General features: G+C 43.8%; 17 protein-coding genes. 8 read left to right on the forward strand and 9 right to left on the reverse strand.

Annotated elements, in window-relative coordinates; genetic code table 11:
* Window positions 1–512: 512 nt before the first annotated feature.
* The 8 genes from DXX93_RS16800 to yacG all read left to right on the forward strand — a co-directional run bounded on the left by DXX93_RS16800 (window position 513) and on the right by yacG (window position 7,679).
* On the forward strand, window positions 513–947 hold the full coding sequence (locus DXX93_RS16800) for a pilin (protein WP_309545403.1): 435 nt from the start codon (window positions 513–515) through the stop codon (window positions 945–947).
* A gap of 47 nt (window positions 948–994) precedes the next feature.
* The gene (locus DXX93_RS16805; RefSeq protein WP_116009116.1) at window positions 995–1,678 is read left to right on the forward strand and encodes a hypothetical protein; all 684 of its coding nucleotides are present in this window, start codon (window positions 995–997) and stop codon (window positions 1,676–1,678) included.
* A gap of 122 nt (window positions 1,679–1,800) precedes the next feature.
* Window positions 1,801–3,504, forward strand: coding sequence for a type IV-A pilus assembly ATPase PilB (gene pilB / locus DXX93_RS16810; RefSeq protein ID WP_116009117.1), 1,704 nt, complete (start codon window positions 1,801–1,803; stop codon window positions 3,502–3,504).
* 49 nt (window positions 3,505–3,553) lie between these two features.
* The gene (locus DXX93_RS16815) at window positions 3,554–4,834 is read left to right on the forward strand and encodes a type II secretion system F family protein (RefSeq protein WP_116009118.1); all 1,281 of its coding nucleotides are present in this window, start codon (window positions 3,554–3,556) and stop codon (window positions 4,832–4,834) included.
* Window positions 4,835–4,926: 92 nt separating this feature from the next.
* Complete coding sequence (locus DXX93_RS16820) at window positions 4,927–5,814, forward strand: prepilin peptidase (protein WP_116009119.1); 888 nt, start codon at window positions 4,927–4,929, stop codon at window positions 5,812–5,814.
* 71 nt (window positions 5,815–5,885) lie between these two features.
* Window positions 5,886–6,485: a dephospho-CoA kinase gene (gene coaE / locus DXX93_RS16825; protein WP_116009120.1), complete on the forward strand. Its 600-nt coding sequence runs from the start codon at window positions 5,886–5,888 to the stop codon at window positions 6,483–6,485.
* Window positions 6,486–6,654: 169 nt separating this feature from the next.
* Window positions 6,655–7,398 (forward strand): cell division protein ZapD, encoded by a 744-nt coding sequence (gene zapD / locus DXX93_RS16830; RefSeq protein ID WP_116009121.1) that lies wholly within the window; start codon window positions 6,655–6,657, stop codon window positions 7,396–7,398.
* Between the two features lie 44 nt (window positions 7,399–7,442).
* The gene (gene yacG / locus DXX93_RS16835) at window positions 7,443–7,679 is read left to right on the forward strand and encodes a DNA gyrase inhibitor YacG (protein WP_116009122.1); all 237 of its coding nucleotides are present in this window, start codon (window positions 7,443–7,445) and stop codon (window positions 7,677–7,679) included.
* A gap of 120 nt (window positions 7,680–7,799) precedes the next feature.
* On the opposite strand, the gene mutT is transcribed toward yacG, so the two are convergent.
* From mutT to murC, 9 genes are all read right to left on the reverse strand, one after another.
* Window positions 7,800–8,195, reverse strand: a complete 396-nt coding sequence (gene mutT, locus DXX93_RS16840; RefSeq protein WP_116009123.1) for an 8-oxo-dGTP diphosphatase MutT — start codon at window positions 8,193–8,195, stop codon at window positions 7,800–7,802.
* Between the two features lie 148 nt (window positions 8,196–8,343).
* Window positions 8,344–11,046: a preprotein translocase subunit SecA gene (secA, locus tag DXX93_RS16845; protein ID WP_116009124.1), complete on the reverse strand. Its 2,703-nt coding sequence runs from the start codon at window positions 11,044–11,046 to the stop codon at window positions 8,344–8,346.
* A 94-nt stretch (window positions 11,047–11,140) separates the two neighbouring features.
* Window positions 11,141–11,995, reverse strand: coding sequence for a M23 family metallopeptidase (locus DXX93_RS21135; RefSeq protein ID WP_309545404.1), 855 nt, complete (start codon window positions 11,993–11,995; stop codon window positions 11,141–11,143).
* A 350-nt stretch (window positions 11,996–12,345) separates the two neighbouring features.
* Entirely contained in the window at window positions 12,346–13,260 is a 915-nt protein-coding gene (gene lpxC, locus DXX93_RS16855; protein WP_116009125.1) for a UDP-3-O-acyl-N-acetylglucosamine deacetylase, read from the reverse strand.
* A gap of 161 nt (window positions 13,261–13,421) precedes the next feature.
* A complete protein-coding gene (ftsZ, locus tag DXX93_RS16860) occupies window positions 13,422–14,576 on the reverse strand; it encodes a cell division protein FtsZ (protein ID WP_116009126.1) in 1,155 nt (384 codons plus the stop codon).
* Between the two features lie 83 nt (window positions 14,577–14,659).
* Window positions 14,660–15,895: a cell division protein FtsA gene (gene ftsA, locus DXX93_RS16865; RefSeq protein WP_116009127.1), complete on the reverse strand. Its 1,236-nt coding sequence runs from the start codon at window positions 15,893–15,895 to the stop codon at window positions 14,660–14,662.
* Window positions 15,896–15,899: 4 nt separating this feature from the next.
* Window positions 15,900–16,673, reverse strand: a complete 774-nt coding sequence (locus DXX93_RS16870) for a cell division protein FtsQ/DivIB (protein ID WP_258872697.1) — start codon at window positions 16,671–16,673, stop codon at window positions 15,900–15,902.
* A 73-nt stretch (window positions 16,674–16,746) separates the two neighbouring features.
* A complete protein-coding gene (locus DXX93_RS16875) occupies window positions 16,747–17,673 on the reverse strand; it encodes a D-alanine--D-alanine ligase (protein WP_116009129.1) in 927 nt (308 codons plus the stop codon).
* A complete protein-coding gene (gene murC / locus DXX93_RS16880) occupies window positions 17,673–19,097 on the reverse strand; it encodes a UDP-N-acetylmuramate--L-alanine ligase (protein ID WP_258872772.1) in 1,425 nt (474 codons plus the stop codon). The genes DXX93_RS16875 and murC overlap by 1 nt, the downstream gene beginning before the upstream one ends.
* Window positions 19,098–19,163: the final 66 nt, after the last annotated feature.

Here is a 19,163-nt window from a genome sequence, read left to right on the forward strand (position 1 = left end):
AACGATCACATAAGTAAGCTGTCATTAAGCTTTTTTACCGCAAAGCTAATCAGTATTGAGCTAGCCATATTCTACCAAGTCACACTTTTTGAAAATTCAAAAAGCAACTTTTCGCAAAATAAGTTAACTACCGAGTTTGAGCGCACCGTAAGCCTAAAGCCAGTATTTATAACGACTCTTGAAATAACATTAGAAGAAACAAGCAATTGTCATTATCAATGCCCTTAGTTAACTGTGTTTATTAAACACACAGACCTGTATCTCACTAAAGTAAAGTTGCTATCAAAAACACACTGAAAAAGCAGAGAAAATTTAATAACTAAAACCGCCACTTAAAACTAGGGTGAAAATTGATGACTCACAAAACAACCCACTCGTTAAAAAACGGTTAATAACGAGCTTTTTTTGATCAAAATTAAAAAATAACCAAAAAATGGGTTACATTGTTTTACATATCTGTTTTTTTATTGCACTATATCTCCAGCCCCCGTAATAAAGATGGAATTATTATTATGAATAAAATTCAAAATATGAAAAAGCAAACCCAAAAAGGTTTTACGTTAATCGAACTAATGATCGTTGTTGCGATTATAGGTATCTTAGCAGCCGTTGCACTGCCTGCTTATCAAACATACACAGAAAAAGCTAAATTTTCTGAAGTAGTTTTAGCTGTATCATCTGTAAAGAGCGCAATAGATGTGTGTTACCAAACACGTGGCGATAGAAACTTAGGTAACTGTGATGAGTACGACGAGATTGGCGCTGTCAAGGCACAAGTTGAAGCAGGTGCCGAAGTTGATACCGTTACTATAAACACTACCACAAAGGCAATCGAAGGTAAGGGTAAGGATTCTTCAGCCTCAACATACATTTTGACTCCAACAGCAGCCAACAATACACTGACATGGGAGCAGACTGGTACTTGTATTGCGAATGGTATCTGTTAGATTTAGATAAATTTTGCGAAAAGCCGCTATTGCGGCTTTTTTTATGTATGGACAAAATTAAAGCTTTTAAATACCACCTAGCACTAAGTATTTGCGTTATATCTTTTGTTAGCGCCCTTATTGTATTTTTTTGGTTTCCCTTTCCTTTTTTATTACTAGACGGTACTTGGTTACCTTTGTCTCTCGTTGCAGTTATCGACTTAATTCTTGGTCCTTTTTTAACCTTGGTACTAATAAACGAGCAAAAGAGCCTAAGAGAAGTTTGTTTTGATTTTTGCGTTATTTTTATTATTCAGTTGTCAGCATTAGGGTATGGCTTAAGCCAAATCCACGGACAAAAAATCATTGCATTGGTTCATTTGGATGGTGTTTTTCATCTCGTTACGAATGAAGATTTAAAAGGGCAAAAATTACACAGTAATCTTGGTGTAGTAACTTTAAGTAAGATTCCATTAGTTCGTATTGATGAGAGCCCAGAATTAATGTCTGTTAGCTCATTGGACACAAAACTAATGTTTAACACGACCCGATATTTACCAGTCGAAATACAAAAAATTAAGCCTTTTTTCCCTTATTCGCGGCTTCCGCAAGAGTTAAAGGCGCAAATAGCGGAAACTAAAAAGCTAAAAATACTGGTGGGAAAGAAAAGAACTTCAGTTCTGATATTTTCGGATTCTGGTTTAGTTGAAGGTATAGAGCTGTTTCCTAGAAATTATAATGGCCTCAAGTAGAGGCAATTAATTACGGGAAATATTATATCAGATGAATGCAGATAACATAGATTTCAACAAGATAAGTGTTTTTTTGCTTGAAAGCAGATAGACTGAATTAGGCTTTATAGAGAAAAAATAAAATGAAAGGGCTACATAAACAATCAAGTCTATTGTCAGCATTAACCAAGAATAACGTAATATCCTCAGAGCAAGCTGATGCAATAAATACCTCTTATCCCGATCAAGAGAAGCCGTTTTTGCGATTTTTGATCGAAGATAAACACTTAAACGGTAACTCAATAGCTTCAGTTCTATCTCGAACATTTGGCTATCCCTTAATTAATTTATCTTTATTTGATAAAACGCTCGTACCCGAAGGGGTTAGAAATGAAAAGCTAATTAAAAAGCATAATGCGCTTCCTCTATATCTAAGAGGTAAAGTGCTGTTTGTTGCTATGTCTGACCCTACTGATATCGACGCCTTAGAAGATATACAGTTTAATACTGGCTTTTCAACCGAATTGGTGTTGGCAGACGAAGAAAGCTTACAAAAAGCAATCGAAGATGTACTTGAATCCGATGTTGATGCCTTAAATATCAGTGATATTGACTCCAATGAATTAGCGGGCTTAGAAGTTCAAGAAGACGAACGAGAAGATGATGGCGTTAATCAAGAGCAAGATGATGCGCCTATTGTTGTCTATATTAATAAAATTCTTTTAGATGCTATTAAGAAAGGCGCATCAGATTTACATTTTGAGCCATATGAACATTCCTACCGCATTCGCTTTCGCATCGATGGTATTTTAAATGAGATAGCTAAGCCCCCTGTAGCACTCGCTTCTCGAATGGCGGCGCGGTTAAAGGTCATGTCAAAACTGGATATTGCCGAACGGCGTGTGCCGCAAGATGGTAGGATAAAGTTAGCGCTATCAAAAAAGAAATCTATCGATTTTCGTGTTTCTACCCTACCTACTATGTGGGGCGAAAAAATTGTAATGCGGATATTAGATTCCTCTAGCGCTATGTTAGGCATTGATATGTTAGGCTATGAAGCCGAGCAAAAAGCGATATATATGGAAGCGTTAGATCAACCGCAAGGAATGATTTTGGTGACAGGTCCCACAGGTTCCGGTAAAACTGTCTCCCTTTACACAGGTTTGAATATTCTCAATACTGCTGAACGCAATATATCGACCGCCGAAGATCCAGTTGAAATTAACTTAGAAGGTATTAATCAGGTTCAGATTAATACCAAAGCAGGCCTTACTTTTCCCAGTGCTTTGCGCTCTTTCCTTCGCCAAGATCCCGATATTGTCATGGTCGGTGAGATCCGAGATTTGGAAACAGCAGAAATTGCCATTAAAGCAGCGCAAACTGGTCACTTAGTACTTTCTACACTGCACACCAACTCCGCTGCAGAAACTCTAACTCGCCTGCTTAATATGGGCGTTCCTGCATTTAATGTCGCCAGCTCAATAAGTATTATTATTGCGCAACGCCTTGCCCGCCGTTTATGTACCCAATGCAAGACGCCAGACAATGTACCTGATGATCATTTGCGTCAATTGGGTTTTCCGGAAGATAAATTAGGCACTTTTACCATATATAAGCCTGTTGGCTGTGATGAATGTACAGGTGGCTATAAAGGTCGAGTTGGTATCTATGAGGTAGTGAAAATTACTAGCGAAGTGGCATCGATTATTATGGAAGGTGGCAACTCACTTGATATTGCAGGTCAGTTCCAAAAAGAAGGCTACAATAACCTCAGACAATCTGGCATAGTAAAAGCAATGAGTGGTATCACAAGCTTAGCTGAGATAAATCGTGTTACTGCCAATTAATAAATGCCACACTAATTAAAATTACTGTAAGGCGCTAAGGGAAGTTGACATGGCAGTAGGCTCCGCATCAAAAAGTAGCCCCCCAAAAAGCAAGGCTAAAGATAAAAATGTAAAAACCAAAGCTAATGACATTTTTATTTGGCAAGGGGTTAATCGCAAAGGTAAAAAAATTAATGGTGAGCTTTCTGCTGCAAACGTTTTAGAGCTCAAAGCACAGCTCAGAAAGCAAGGGATCACGCCCGGAAAAATTAAGAAAAAACCGAGGCCATTATTTGGTATAGGCGGTGGTTCAAAGCCTATTACTCCCGCAGATATTGCGACGGTCACCAGGCAAATTGCGACTATGCTTGGTGCTGGTGTACCATTAGTACAAAGCATAGAAATGATTGCCAAGGGGAATGATAACGGCAATATGCAAGAGCTTTTGACGAGCATAGGTAATAAATTAGCATCAGGTTTACCCTTGTCCGACTGCTTACGGGAACACCCTAAATACTTTGACGACTTATATTGTGATTTAGTGGCATCAGGCGAGCAATCTGGTGCACTTGAGACAATTTATGATCGCATTGCCACTTACAAAGAGAAAGCAGAGGCGTTAAAAGCTAAAATAAAGAAAGCACTTACTTATCCTATCGCCGTTTTGGTCGTAGCATTGGTTGTTACCTCAATATTACTCATCTTTGTTGTTCCTACTTTTCAAGAGATTTTTGAAAGCTTTGGCGCAGAACTACCGGCTTTTACACTACTGGTGATTGCCATTTCTGAAGTTATGCAGTCTTATTGGTACTTGGGCATAGGGGCGTTATTTATTATTGGTTTTTTATTTAAACGTGCTCACCGCAATAGCCAGAAGTTTAGAGATAATGTAGATAAATCCATACTCAGAATTCCAGTCATTGGTGATATTTTAGATAAAGCTGCGGTTGCTCGTTACGCACGAACCTTGTCTACAACTTTCGCCGCTGGTGTACCGTTAATTGATGCATTAGAATCTGCTGCTGGTGCGTCCGGTAACGCCGTTTATCGCGATGCGATTTTAGATATTCGATCCGAAGTATCTTCTGGTATGCAAATGAACTTGGCGATGCGAAATTCACAAATATTCCCTGATATGGTAATACAAATGGTCGCTATCGGTGAGGAGTCAGGTGCTGTTGATGATATGCTGGCGAAAGTGGCAACCGTTTACGAAGCCGAAGTAGACAATGCCGTTGATAACTTAACCGCTCTACTAGAGCCTATGATTATGGCCGTTTTAGGTGTGGTAATTGGTGGCTTGATTATCGCCATGTACTTACCAATATTCCAAATAGGTCAAGTTGTATAACAATTCGTTTAAGTGGAAAATTTGTATTAAAGCCATTGCTTCAACAATGGCTTTTTTAGTTTTAGTAAAAAGATAAAGTTTGAGTAATAAAAATGTTAGAGAACACCATTTCTGCCTTTGAGCAATTTCCCTGGTTTTATCTCGGCACTGTGTTTGTGTTTTCACTGATGGTTGGCAGCTTTCTTAACGTTGTTATCTATCGCTTGCCTAAAATGATGGAGCTTGGTTGGTACACGGAATGCCGTGAGTTCTTAAAAGATGAAGTACCAGAAAAGCCAACACGAGATATAACACCGATCAGCTTGTCAAAGCCTGACTCCACATGCCCTCACTGCGGACACAACATCAGGTTTTACGAAAATATTCCTGTTGTTAGCTGGTTAATGCTCCGAGGTAAATGCAGCAGCTGCAAATCCCCTATTTCAAAACGCTACCCGACAATAGAGTTAACAACCGCTTTATTAGGCTTAGTTGTTGCCCACCATTTTGGTGTTAGCTTAACGGCTGTTTTTGTATTGCTACTGACCTTTGCGCTGATTGCACTCACCATGATTGATTTGGATCATATGTTACTGCCCGATCAGATCACACTGCCTTTTGTGTGGCTTGGTCTCATCATTAACCTTAACGGCACCATTGTGCCTATTGAAGATGCAGTGATTGGCGCAATAGCCGGCTATATGAGCTTGTTTTCGGTATTCTGGTTATTCAAACTATTAACGGGCAAAGAAGGCATGGGATATGGCGATTTCAAGCTGATGGCATTATTTGGTGCCTGGATGGGCTGGCAATTATTACCGCTGCTGATCCTGATGGCCTCATTGGTGGGCGCTATCGTAGGGATTTCGCTGATGCTGTTTAAAAACCACCAACGCGACCAAGCCATTCCATTTGGCCCTTATCTCGCGGTTGCTGGCTGGGTTTGCTTACTTTGGGGTAATTCAATCTGGCAATGGTACTTAGCAAAGTTGGCCTTGTAGTAAATTAAGTAACTCAGATAGGTAGGTCAAAGTAGACCTTTTAGATTAAGTAAGCTAGGTAAGTAAAACGCATGATCATAGGATTAACAGGTGGTATTGGCAGCGGTAAAACCACAGTTGCTAACATGTTCGTCAAACTCGGTATTGATATTGTCGATGCTGACGTTGTCGCACGCCAAGTGGTTGAGCCCGGCACTAAAGGTTTAGCAGAAATTGTTGACCATTTCGGTGAATCCATATTAGCTGATGATGGCACCCTTGATCGCGCACAGCTGAGAAGCAAAGTCTTTAGCGATGAAACCGCCAAAGCGTGGTTAAACCAATTGCTACACCCACTTATTCGAGAAGAAATTTTTGCCCAACTCGCGCGCGCAAAATCTCGCTATAAAATCCTAGTGGCGCCACTGCTTATTGAAAACGGGCTGACAGAGCAGGTGGCTCGCATACTGGTAATCGACGTGACAAAAGACCAGCAAATTGAGCGCACGTTAAAACGCGATGGCTCATCGCCAGACATTATTAACAACATCATTGCCGCTCAAGTGTCGCGTGAAGAGCGACTAAGTAAAGCAGATGATATCATCAACAACACGTCCCCTAGCTTGTTGGAAGTAGAGCAACAAGTTAAGGCGCTTCACCAACAGTACCTGTTGATGGCGACAAAGGCTTAGCTGTGCTGGCTGCTCTATGCCTAACACCGCACTGCTGGCGTCATTAAACTCACGAGGCATTAGCAAAATAACCTAGTACGCGGCGCATATGACAATTTAATGAAAATATTCGCCATTTTGCAGCCCAATCGTTAGTATAAGCGAATCTAGCCCTTTTATACCTGTTTCGATGTCAGTTTTATACGAGCACCCGCTTAACGAGCGCATACGCAATTACCTCAAGCTTGAGCAGCTTTTTGTTCAAGCGAGTAAATGCCAGGCTGAGTATATCACTGATCACTACCAAGTTTACTTCAACGCGCTATTTGCCATTTTTGACACGCTCGATCGCAACGATATTCGCGGTGAATTAATTAAAGATCTCGAGCGCTTAGAGCAGCACTTAGTGGTTTGGTCGAAATCACCTGAGATAGACACTAAAGCGCTTGAGCAAAACCTAAAGCAAATAGTGGGCTATGTTTGCCAACTGCGGTCGAATAAGCAAGCGTGGCACGAACTCAAGCACGACAAATTAATCGCGTCACTCAAACAACGCTTTGCCATTCAAGGCGGTAGTTCGCTTTTCGACTTACCCCAGCTCCAATTTTGGTTATCGCGATGCCAAACACAAATCGCTAGTGATATCTCTGCTTGGCTGGCAAAGTTTGCGCTATTGCAAGAGGCCATCAATTTAGTTTTGCGTTTTATCCGTCAACGAGGCAATTTTGAGTTGATAAAAAGCGATACAGGCTTTTATCAAGACAATGGCGAAGGCTTGCTGTTGCTGCGCATCAAAGTTGATAAAAACGCTAACTATTACCCTACCGTTAGTGGTAACAGGCTCCGTTACTCCATTCGATTTATGCTACCTTGCGAGCAAACAGGTCGAAAATACTCAAAGCAAACCACACAATTTGAACTAGCCAGATGCTAGCGCTATACTCGCCGCCACTAGTTCCCTAATCACAAAGTTAAGTTATGACAACGACAGTAAAATGCCCGACCTGCGACAAACCCGTTATTTGGCAAGCAAGCAGTGAACATCGCCCATTTTGCTCTGAGCGGTGTAAACTGATTGATTTAGGTGATTGGGCGGAAGAAAATCACAAAATATCCCAACCCGTACAAAGTGCTGAGCCAATATCAGAAGAAATGCTTGATGCGCTTGAAGACCAATTTTTACAGCACCACAAATTTTTTGTCGAGCCGGAGTAGTGTTAAGAACTTAGCTACACTAAGTCAGTAGAAAATGTTCGATAGCTTTTGGCTTAGCAACAAACAGCACAGTGACCACTTAAACGTGACCACTGTTTTTTAGTTATACAATGAAAGTCGCTATTCGCGATACATCGCCTGTAACTTTTCGACAATCACTTGATTGGCAGCGGGAAACTCAAGCAATCCTAAACTATCAATACTCGCCCACTGCTCATCGTTCCCCTCTTGAGAGCTTGGCTCGCCAGTAAACTGGTCAACAAGAAAGATATCGAGCTTAACCTGCTTGTCGCCATAGTCATGGTTAATTTCCATTAACGGCTGGCAAGCTAACACATCGATTGCAACTTCTTCTTTAAGCTCCCTAGACAGCGCTTGAGCAACCGTTTCATTAGATTCCACCTTGCCCCCGGGAAACTCCCATTTTCCACCTTGATGAGCCTCTGCATGACGTCTGGTAAGGAATAGGTGTTGATTACTAACAATAACACCAACGGCTACGTGTACTAATTTCATAAATATCTCTTTATTAGCTTTTTATTTGATTTCTGCAGCACATATTGACGCCCACACATGCTCTTGTAATTCAGCAGTACACCGCACTAGCGCCCATAAAAAAGGGGATGTTAATCCCCTTTCATTATTTGCTGGTTGTGAACGCTTATTAGCTTAACTTACCACAACATTGCTTGTATTTTTTGCCTGAACCACAAGGGCAAGGGTCATTGCGACCAACACGCGGTTGACGTTGCTGTGGTGCTACTTCGTTTTCAGCGCTTTGGTGTTCAAAGTTTTTTGGCCCTTCTTCTGCTTTGCGGTGTTGCTCTTCAACGGCTTCCACATCAGATTCAGCTTGAATTCTAACTTTACTTAAAATGCCTACTACGTCGTATTTCAAGTTATCCAACATTTCTGAGAATAACTCAAACGATTCACGCTTGTATTCTTGCTTAGGGTTTTTCTGTGCATAACCGCGCAAGTGAATGCCCTGGCGCAAGTGATCCATCGCTGATAAATGCTCTTTCCAGTGTGAATCCAAGCTTTGCAGCATTACTGCTTTCTCGAACTGACGAAGTACATCTTCGCCGACCATTTCTTCTTTCTCACGGTATGCGTTTTCAAATTCACCAACAATTTTTTCACGCAATGTTTCTTCGTGTAGGCTCTTGTCTTCATCTAGCCATTGAGCAACTGCTAACTCGGTACTAAATTCACCTTTTAAGCGCTCTTCAAGGCCAGTAACATCCCACATCTCTTCAAGCGACTGTGGTGGAATATGTTGATCAATCACACCGTTGATCACATCGCTGCGAACCACTGAAATTACTTCACCAATGTCACTTTCATCCAACAACTCGTTACGTTGCTCGTAAATCACTTTACGTTGATCATTGGCGACATCATCAAATTCAAGCAGCTGCTTACGAATATCAAAGTTACGACCTTCAACTTTACGCTGTGCATTTTCAATGCTTTTGGTTACCCATGGGTGCTCAATCGCTTCACCGCGCTCCATCCCCAGTTTACGCATCATATTTGCAATGCGCTCTGAAGCGAAGATACGCATTAAGCCATCTTCCATTGATAAGTAGAAACGCGAAGAACCCGCATCACCTTGACGACCAGCACGGCCGCGCAGCTGGTTATCGATACGGCGAGATTCATGACGTTCAGTGGCAATAATATGCAAGCCACCAAGTTCAAGCACTTTGTCGTGCTCTTCTTGCCATGCTGTTTTGGCTTTTTCAATTTGCGCTTCTGTTGGGTTATTCAACTTGGCAAGCGCAGCTTCTAAATTACCGCCTAGTACGATATCTGTACCACGTCCGGCCATATTGGTGGCAATAGTCACTGCGCCAATTTTACCCGCTTCTGCAACAATTTCCGCTTCTTGCGCATGGAATTTCGCATTAAGTACTTTGTGTTTAATTTTGGCTTTTTTAAGGAATGCCGATAAAAACTCAGACGTTTCAATGCTAATGGTACCGACAAGTACAGGCTGACCACGCTCAACGCAGTCTTTAATGTCTTCAAGAATAGCTTCGTATTTCTCTTCCGCCGTCAGATAGATAAGATCAGCCATGTCTTTGCGGATCATCTCTCTGTTGGTTGGGATGATCACGGTTTCTAAACCATAAATATGGTTAAATTCGAACGCTTCTGTATCTGCTGTACCTGTCATACCAGACAGCTTTTCGTAAATACGGAAGAAATTTTGGAACGTAATAGAAGCAAGCGTTTGGTTTTCGTTTTGAATACGTACGCCTTCTTTGGCTTCAACTGCTTGATGCAAGCCTTCAGACCAACGACGGCCTTCCATCGTACGGCCAGTGTGCTCGTCAACAATAACAATCTCATCATCTTTAACGATGTAGTCAACGTCTTTTTGGAATAGATTGTGCGCACGCAATGCCGCCATCACATGATGAAGTAAAGAAATATTAGCTGCCGCGAATAATGACTCGCCTTCTTTAATCAGGCCGCGCGCTTGCAGAATCTCTTCAATATTGATTTGGCCGCGCTCAGTTAAGTAAATCTGCTTGGCTTTCTCGTCAATCGTGTAATCACCAACGACGAAATCTTCAGACTGGCCTGTATCTTCGTCTTTGTCTTCTTCACTTTGGCGCTCTAAGGTCGGCACTATGGTATTAATTGCGCGATAAAGTTCAGAGCTGTCTTCCGCTTGACCAGAAATAATCAACGGCGTACGCGCTTCGTCAATTAAGATCGAATCAACCTCATCCACGACGGCGAAGTTTAGCGGACGCTGAACGCGATCACCTGCCGAAAACGCCATATTATCGCGTAGATAGTCAAAGCCAAACTCGTTGTTCGTACCGTAGGTAATATCGCTTTGGTAAGCTTCATGCTTTTCCGGCTGCGACATCCCCGGAATATTACAGCCAACGGTTAAGCCTAGGAATTCAAATAGTGGACGAGACCAGTCAGCATCGCGCTTTGCTAAGTAATCATTGACCGTAACAACGTGCACGCCTTTGCCAGAAAGGGCATTAAGGTACGTTGGTAACGTCGCCGTTAAGGTTTTACCCTCACCCGTGCGCATTTCTGCAATTTTACCTTGGTTAAGTACCATGCCACCAATCATTTGCACGTCGAAGTGGCGCATACCAAATACACGCTTACTTGCTTCACGCACAACAGCAAAGGCTTCAGGAAGAATAACTTCTAATGATTCACCTTGTTCGATGCGCGATTTGAACTCAGCCGTTTTTGCCTTTAACTCTTCGTCACTCAGTGCTTCAATTGTTGGCTCAAGAGCATTAATTGTAGCCACATCTTTGCGCATTTTTTTCAGTAGTCGGTCGTTGCGACTTCCGAAAACTTTTGTCATTAACTTTACAAACATTTTGATAAACCAAATTTAGAAGACAATTCTTCAACTAATAAAAATTCACGCTGTGGTGCTGACCACAACTAAATAAACGGATTAAATTTCAGGGTTATTTTGCTTTGCGATATACGTACTTTATTGGGTTGATTTGCGCATTATTCCGCAAAATCTCGTAGTGAACGTGCGGTCCGGTTGAACGTCCTGTACTTCCCATACGAGCGATAATCTGCCCTTTTTCGACTACGTCACCCATGGTCACGAGTAGTGTTTTATTGTGCCCATAGCGGGTCTTATAACCATCACCGTGATCTATTTCGATCAAATTACCATAGCCATATCGCTCACCTGACCAGCTCACAATACCAGAAGCTGTCGCGATGATCGGCGCATTTTCCTTACCGGCAAAATCAACGCCTTTGTGCATTGCTGGGCGACCGTTAAACGGATCTTTTCTGACACCGTAATAGGATGAAAGCCAACCTTTAACAATAGGGCGACCAGACAAATAACTGTTGCTTTGTATATGGTGACCCAAAGTCACTGATTCAAGTAGCATCAATTGATTTTGTTCCTGATGCACTTGTTGCTCCAACGTTTCTATTTCCAGTAACAACTCAGCTAGTGTTTTGCTTTTGACTTGCTCAGGTGACTGAACTGGCCCGCCAGCGGGTGGCTGCTGGTCAAAATTAAATTCTTTTTCGGAAATGTTGTTCTCTTCCGCCAAGCGATCACCCAGTGCATTAAGGCGCAATACTTGCGATTGCAGTTCAGCTAACTTTAGCGTCAGTGCAATCACTTGCTGTTTATCTGATGAGGGTAATTGAGCAATTTGAGTCGTCGGGTCAATGGCTTGTGTTGAGTGCGCGGGAATGGCGTTGGCAGAAATGATTAAATGTACAACTAAGCCAGAGAGTAAAGCGAAAATTGAAATAGCGGAAAGCCAATGAAGTTTGGTTAACTTCATTGAAAATCTAACATTATTACCGCGATATAAAAGGATTAAACTCATAACATCTGGTGCCAAGCGGGTCACTTTATCTATTCACTGGGTTTACTGTAGAAAGTGAACGCTTCGCTTACCTTATTTCTCTACTCAACGATGACTGACAAACGCATATAAACGGTTCGGTATAAACGGCTGATACAACTTTGTGATATCTGCGGAACTTTGGCATAAATCCACAAAAAACTCAATGGCTAGCCGCATTTGTATAGCCGTGCATGGATGTATCTCAGCTCAAAACACGACATTTAAACTACTATACCTAAAAAAAAGGCCGACATTGTGTCGACCTCTTGTAATTAGTGTTGGAATTAGCTCACTACACCTAATTCTTGGAACATCGCTGGTGCATTGGCTTCATTTTCATATGTGACCCATTCCCAAGCATCTGTTTGCTTGAATACTTCGCGAAGTAGCAAATTATTCACTGCATGGCCTGATTTAAAGGCGCGTAGTTCGCCAAGAATGCTAACACCACCCATGTATAAATCACCGATGGCATCAAGAATTTTATGCTTAACGAATTCATCGTCGTAGCGCAGCTCATCGCTGTTTAGCATACGGTACTCATCAAGGACGATGGCGTTTTCTAAGCTACCGCCAAGCGCTAGGTTATGAGAGCGTAAAAATTCAATGTCTTTCATGAAACCAAACGTACGGGCGCGGCTAATTTCTTTGATAAACGACGACGAGGTTAAATCCATCGTCATACTTTGACCTGTTTTCGAGATAACTGGGTGCTCAAAGTCGATCGCAAAATCCACTTTAAAGCCATTGTAAGGCACAAGCTCTGCCCACTTATCATCTTCTTCGACACGAATGGGCTTCTTAATGCGTAAAAAGCGCTTAGCAGCATTTAGCTCTTCAATACCTACTGATTGGATCAAGTAAACAAAAGGTAATGCACTACCATCCATGATGGGAATCTCAGGCGAGTCAACATCGATGACTAGGTTATCAATACCTAAACCAGCGATAGCTGATAGAAGATGCTCGACGGTGGAAATCTGCACACCTTCTTCATTCACTAAACAGGTACACAAAGTCGTTTCACCAACAGCTTCTGGCGTTGCTTTAATGTCAACCACGGGTTCTAAGTCAACACGACGGAACACAATACCGGTATTAGCAGGCGCAGGACGGAGAGTGACCTTTACCTTCTCACCCTTGTGTAAACCAACACCGACTGCTGAAACGCTATCTTTTAATGTACGTTGTTTAATCATAGATTGCCTATTCTTTAGTCAATAAAATTCGGATAACATCCGACCACCTTATTAAGCGGTTGCGTAATGTATCAAAATTTGCCTATCAAATCAAAAATACGGCCAAAGCCTGTACGATTTGTAACATTTGGCTGTTAAAAGCGACTTAGTGTCGCCACAGATTAATCAGCCTGCTTGCGCAAAAATGCTGGAATATCTAAGTAGCTATCCAACTCTTTTGCCGATGTTGTTACTGGCGCAGATTCTGGCACAGCTGCTGTCATTGGCTCAGCTTGTGGCGTTGCGGCAACGTAATCACCACCAACCACTTGCGGTTCAACCGCAGGCGCTGGGTTAACAAGTGTGATGTCTGGCTTGCGCTCAGCACCAATACCTGTGGCAACAACAGTCACGCGTAATTCATCGGTCATTTCAGGGTCGATTACCGCCCCCACCACTACCGTTGCATTTTCTGACGCGAAAGCTTTTACTTGGTTCCCGACTGTTTCAAATTCGTCGATGCTAATATCCATACCCGCAGTAATATTGACCAAGATACCGCGTGCACCCGCTAAGTCGACGTCTTCTAGCAATGGGCTAGCAATGGCGGCTTCTGCAGCTTCTTGCGCGCGATCTTCGCCTGATGCAATACCAGACCCCATCATCGCCGTTCCCATTTCAGACATTACGGTGCGAACGTCAGCAAAGTCCACGTTAATGAGACCTGGGCGGGTAATTAGCTCAGCAATACCTTGTACCGCGCCAAGTAATACGTTGTTCGCCGCTTTAAATGCGTCAAGCAATGACGTGCCTGGGCCAAGTACTTTTAATAGTTTTTCGTTAGGAATGGTAATTAACGAGTCAACGTGATTTGCCAAGAACTCAATACCTTGATCAGCGTAGTTCATACGCTTTTTCCCTTCAAATGGGAAAGGTTTAGTCACTACGGCAACCGTTAACACGCCCATTTCTTTCGCCACTTCTGCAACTACTGGCGCCGCGCCAGTACCTGTGCCACCGCCCATACCAGCAGCGATAAACACCATGTCTGCACCTTCAAGCGTTTGCTTGATCGTTTCACGGTCTTCTTCTGCTGCGCGACGACCAATTTCTGGGTTAGCACCAGCGCCTAAGCCTTTAGTGACATCGCCACCTAGCTGCAAAGTCACATTTGCAGACGAGTTACGCAGCGCCTGTGAGTCCGTATTAGCAGTAATAAATTCAACGCCTTCAATGGTTTGACTTACCATGTGCTCAACAGCGTTACCGCCGCCACCGCCCACACCAATAACCTTGATTACCGCTTCTTCGTTGTGATCTTCCATCAGTTCAAACATTTTTCTCTCTCCGTTTTTAACGTTTTTGTTCCACCAAAAATTTAAACATCAACCGCGACTCGCATTATTGCGATATGCGGCAATTAAAACTCGCCTTTAAACCAGGCGTGAACGCGTGACCATAGATCAGTCACACCTTCGACATTCTTCTTCGTTTTTTCCTCGTTGCCAGCTTCTTGCATGCCGTAGTGCAACAAGCCAACCACGGTTGAGTAGCTCGGGTCGCTCACATATTCATACAAGCCATCAACTGGCAATGGCTGCGCAATACGCACAGGCATTTGGAAGACTTCTTCGGCAAATTCCACCACACCTTCCATTTTCGACGTACCACCTGTGAGTACAAAGCCAGCAGCAATTTGATCTGCCAAGCCCGCTTCGCGCAGTTCTTCTTGAATTAATTCAAATAATTCATGATATCTCGGCTCGACCACTTCGGATAGCGTATGACGCGACATGCTACGTGCAGGTCGGCCGCCAACACTTGGCACTTCAATGCTCTCTTCCATACTCACCATCTGGCGCAGCGCACAAGCGTATTGCACTTTAATTTCTTCGGCATGGCTCAGTGGTGTTCTAAAGATTTTCGAGATATCACTGGTGACCTGATTACCCGCAACAGGAATCACGGCCGTATGACGCAACGCGCCGCCCGTAAACACCGCTAAATCCATCGTACCTGCACCGATATCAACCACGCAGATGCCTAGCTCTTTTTCATCCTCAGTCACAACCGCATAGCTAGAAGCGAGTGCAGAGAAAATCAGTTGATCCGCTTTTAATTCGCAGCGTTCAACACATTTAACTAAATTCTTCGCCATATCGTTAGCACACGTGACTATGTGCACTTTCGCTTCCATGCGCACACCTGACATACCAATAGGGCTTTTGATACCGTCTTGGCAGTCAATGCTGAATTCTTGTGGCAGCACATGTAGCATGCGACGCTCGGCTGAAATCGGCACCGAGCGCGCGGTGTGAATCACGTTATCCACGTCTTCCTGCACAACTTCATTGTCACTCACTGGCACCATGCCGTTTTCGTTTTGACAACTAATGTGCTTACCGGAAATACCCAAATAAATTGAGCTAATACGGCAGTCCGCCATTAATTCAGCTTCGTTGATGGCGCGTTGAATCGATTGAATAACCAAATTCAAATCGTTCACACCGCCTTTGTCCATGCCCCGTGATGGCTGATTTCCAACACCTACTATGCTTAGTTTATTTTCTGGCGTGACTTCGCCAACAGCAACCGAGATCTTCGACGTACCGATATCTAGGCCAACAACTAATTTTCTCTCTGCTACTTTCGCCATCAATTTATACTCTTTGCTCTTCTGGGGCTGGTTTCCAGCCAACCGCAACACCGGTATCGTAGCGAAGGTCAATATAATCAATCACTTCGTCTTGTTTTTGATACTGTTTTATCTGTGGATAAATATCCATAAAGCGCTGCACACGCTGCACGCGTTCTTCACGCCCTAAATTAATCTGCACACCATCACTAAGCGTTAGCTGCCACGAAAAGCGCTCTGACAGCACTAATTCGTTAATCGCTAAACTGCGGTACGCCAGCAACTTGTTCAAACTGTGAAAGTTTTCCAACGCTAGCTGCTCACTCCCCTCTGGTCCGAAAAATTCGGGCAGCGGGTGATTTACGCGCTCATGTGACGCTTGAAACGCCTTACCGTATTGGTTGATAAAAAAGTCACCATTCCAGCGGGCAATAGGCGCTTGATCAACCACATAAATTTTTAACTCGTTTGGCCATTGCTTGCGCACTGACACGGAATAAACCCAAGGCAACTGCGCAACACGCGCCTGCACTTGGTTGACATTGACCTTAAAAAAATTGCCAATGTTCAGTGGCTCCAATGCATTTAACACATCACTCTCGCGCGTGTATGGCATCTCGCCAGATATCGCAACGCGAGTTACTGGCGAGGCTTCCGTCGAGTTAAACTTCTTGCCGACCAACCAAGCGGTTGATAACAAGCCAATGACAACCATCAGAAAAAATACAAAGCCCAACCAAAACGTCCAGTGAGTGCTTGACGCCACTTCGTTTGGTTTGCTTTCCTTTTTTTTCGTCAACGTTTTTGCCAATGCGTTTACCATTAACTTTTTAGCCTCACTGCTGCCTTATCTGCGACGAGTCCGTTAGCTGTTATTTATTTAAACCGGCACTTTCAGCGATACGCGAGACTAGCTCGCTAAAACTGATCCCCGCCGCTTGCGCCGCTTTGGGTACCAGCGAGGTCTCTGTCATGCCAGGTACGGTATTTACTTCAAGCACCTGCCAGTCACCATTCTCATTGCGCATCACATCGACACGCCCCCAGCCATGGGCATCTACCGCATCAAACGCTTGTTTTGCCAACAATTGCAAGGCTTCTTCGTCTTGCGCTGCCAAGCCACTTGGGCAGTGATACAAGGTCGAATTGCTTTGGTATTTCGCTTCGTAATCATAAAATTCACGAGGCGTTTCCATATGAATGGCTGGCAATGCGGTATCGCCTAAAATCGACACGGTATACTCAGGGCCGTTGATCCATGCTTCCACTAACACGCGTTCATCAAAGCCAAAGGCTTCAATTAAGGCGTTTTCCAAGGCCTGCGCATTCGTGACTTTTGCCATGCCAATACTCGAGCCTTCTTTGGCTGGCTTAACCATGGCAACTCCGCCCAGTTCTGCTAATACGGCTTCACAGTCAGCCATGTCAAAGTGCGCTTGTTGGATCACTTTAAATGGCGCCGTTGGTAGTCCTTGCGCTAATAGCACCTGCTTAGTGCGCACTTTGTCCATACAAAGCGCCGAGCCTAAAACACCTGAACCGGTATAATTAAGCCCCATAAACTCTAATGCGCCTTGCAAACAGCCATCTTCACCGCCGCGACCATGCAAAGCGATAAACACACAGTCAATGTGCTTTTCCGCTAACGCAGACAAAGGCACTGACTTAGTGTCAATTAATTCAACGTGGTAACCGTTTTGTAGCAAACCATTGGCAATCGCTTTACCTGAGTTGAGCGATACTTCTCGCTCTGCAGAAGTGCCGCCGTACAGTACAGCAATGTTCTTAACTGTATTCATTAGCTGTGCTCCTTATTAGCTGAAGCACTGCTGTTGATATTTAACAATGGGCTCGTTGCCAATGAGCGTGAAACCGCGCCTATATTGCCAGCGCCTTGGGTGATCACCATGTCATTTTCCTGTAACTGCACAGCCAATAAAGATGGCAGTTTTTCAACATCAGAGACATAAACTGGCTCTAATTGACCGCGTTGTCGAATGGCACGTGCAAGCGATTTACTGTCCGCGCTGGGAATACTGGTCTCACCTGCGCTGTACACATCAAGCAGGAATAAGCTGTCGACTTCCGATAACACTTCGACGAAATCTTCAAATAAATCACGGGTACGTGAGTAGCGATGCGGTTGAAATACCATGACTAAGCGCTTATCAGGCCAGCCATTGCGCATCGCTTTGATCGTCGCTTCCACTTCTTTCGGGTGATGACCATAGTCATCTACCAACACCATTTCACCTGCATCAGTGCTTAAATCCGCAAGCTGTTCAAAGCGGCGGCCGATGCCCGCGAATTCGCTTAACGACTTAGTAATTGCCGCCTGCGCTACCCCTTCGTCATGAGCAACTGCAATCGCTGCTAACGCATTTAACACATTGTGCTCACCTGGCAGGTTAAGGCTAACCTCGAAACTTGCTTCGTCGTTCATCACCACAGTAAACCGGCTTTGGCCTGCTGCTTGGGTAAAGCCTTTCGCACGAATATCAGCATCTTCGCTAAAGCCATAGGTGATCACTTGACGCGCCACTCGTGGCAGTAATTCGCGTACCACAGGGTTATCGATACACAGCACGGCAACGCCGTAAAATGGCAAGTTATGCAAAAATTCTAAGTAGGTGTCTTTGAGCTTTTCAAAATCGCCGTCATAGGTTTCCATATGATCAGCGTCAATGTTGGTGACAACGGCGACCATAGGCTGTAGGTGCAAGAAGGAAGCATCTGACTCATCCGCTTCTGCCACTAAATAACGACTTGAGCCTAATCTCGCATTAGTACCAGCGCTGTTGAGCAAGCCACCAATGACAAACGTTGGGTCAAGTTCACCTTCGGCGAGAATACTGGCAATCAAGCTCGTCGTTGTGGTTTTACCATGAGTACCCGCAATGGCGATGCCGTGACGAAAACGCATTAGCTCAGCTAGCATCTCGGCGCGGCGCACCACAGGAATACGTTGCTCAAACGCGGCGGTAATCTCAGGATTGGTTTTATCAATGGCGGTAGAAACGACAATCACGCTTGCACCGCTAATATTCTCAGCTTGATGACCAATATGCACTTGTGCACCCAAAGCGACTAAGCGCTTCACCACCGCATTTTCAGCGATATCTGAACCGCTGATTTGATAACCTTGGTTTAATAGCACTTCAGCAATACCGCCCATGCCTGCGCCGCCAATCCCGACAAAGTGGATTTGCTTGACGCGGCGCATTTCAGGCACCTTGATCAGTGTATTGGCTTTCGCTTTATTCTTTTCACTCACAGTGCTACTTATTTC

Origin of the sequence: Thalassotalea euphylliae (assembly GCF_003390335.1) — a bacterium.
GTDB lineage: Bacteria > Pseudomonadota > Gammaproteobacteria > Enterobacterales > Alteromonadaceae > Thalassotalea_F > Thalassotalea_F euphylliae_B.

Coding starts and splice junctions, on each gene's coding strand:
- DXX93_RS16800 (WP_309545403.1), top strand. CDS start 513: ATGAATAAAATTCAAAATATGAAAAAGCAAACCCAAAAAGGTTTTACG.
- DXX93_RS16805 (WP_116009116.1), top strand. CDS start 995: ATGGACAAAATTAAAGCTTTTAAATACCACCTAGCACTAAGTATTTGC.
- pilB (WP_116009117.1), top strand. CDS start 1,801: ATGAAAGGGCTACATAAACAATCAAGTCTATTGTCAGCATTAACCAAG.
- DXX93_RS16815 (WP_116009118.1), top strand. CDS start 3,554: ATGGCAGTAGGCTCCGCATCAAAAAGTAGCCCCCCAAAAAGCAAGGCT.
- DXX93_RS16820 (WP_116009119.1), top strand. CDS start 4,927: ATGTTAGAGAACACCATTTCTGCCTTTGAGCAATTTCCCTGGTTTTAT.
- coaE (WP_116009120.1), top strand. CDS start 5,886: ATGATCATAGGATTAACAGGTGGTATTGGCAGCGGTAAAACCACAGTT.
- zapD (WP_116009121.1), top strand. CDS start 6,655: ATGTCAGTTTTATACGAGCACCCGCTTAACGAGCGCATACGCAATTAC.
- yacG (WP_116009122.1), top strand. CDS start 7,443: ATGACAACGACAGTAAAATGCCCGACCTGCGACAAACCCGTTATTTGG.
- mutT (WP_116009123.1), bottom strand. CDS start 8,195: ATGAAATTAGTACACGTAGCCGTTGGTGTTATTGTTAGTAATCAACAC.
- secA (WP_116009124.1), bottom strand. CDS start 11,046: ATGTTTGTAAAGTTAATGACAAAAGTTTTCGGAAGTCGCAACGACCGA.
- DXX93_RS21135 (WP_309545404.1), bottom strand. CDS start 11,995: ATGAAGTTAACCAAACTTCATTGGCTTTCCGCTATTTCAATTTTCGCT.
- lpxC (WP_116009125.1), bottom strand. CDS start 13,260: ATGATTAAACAACGTACATTAAAAGATAGCGTTTCAGCAGTCGGTGTT.
- ftsZ (WP_116009126.1), bottom strand. CDS start 14,576: ATGTTTGAACTGATGGAAGATCACAACGAAGAAGCGGTAATCAAGGTT.
- ftsA (WP_116009127.1), bottom strand. CDS start 15,895: ATGGCGAAAGTAGCAGAGAGAAAATTAGTTGTTGGCCTAGATATCGGT.
- DXX93_RS16875 (WP_116009129.1), bottom strand. CDS start 17,673: ATGAATACAGTTAAGAACATTGCTGTACTGTACGGCGGCACTTCTGCA.
- murC (WP_258872772.1), bottom strand. CDS start 19,097: ATGCGCCGCGTCAAGCAAATCCACTTTGTCGGGATTGGCGGCGCAGGC.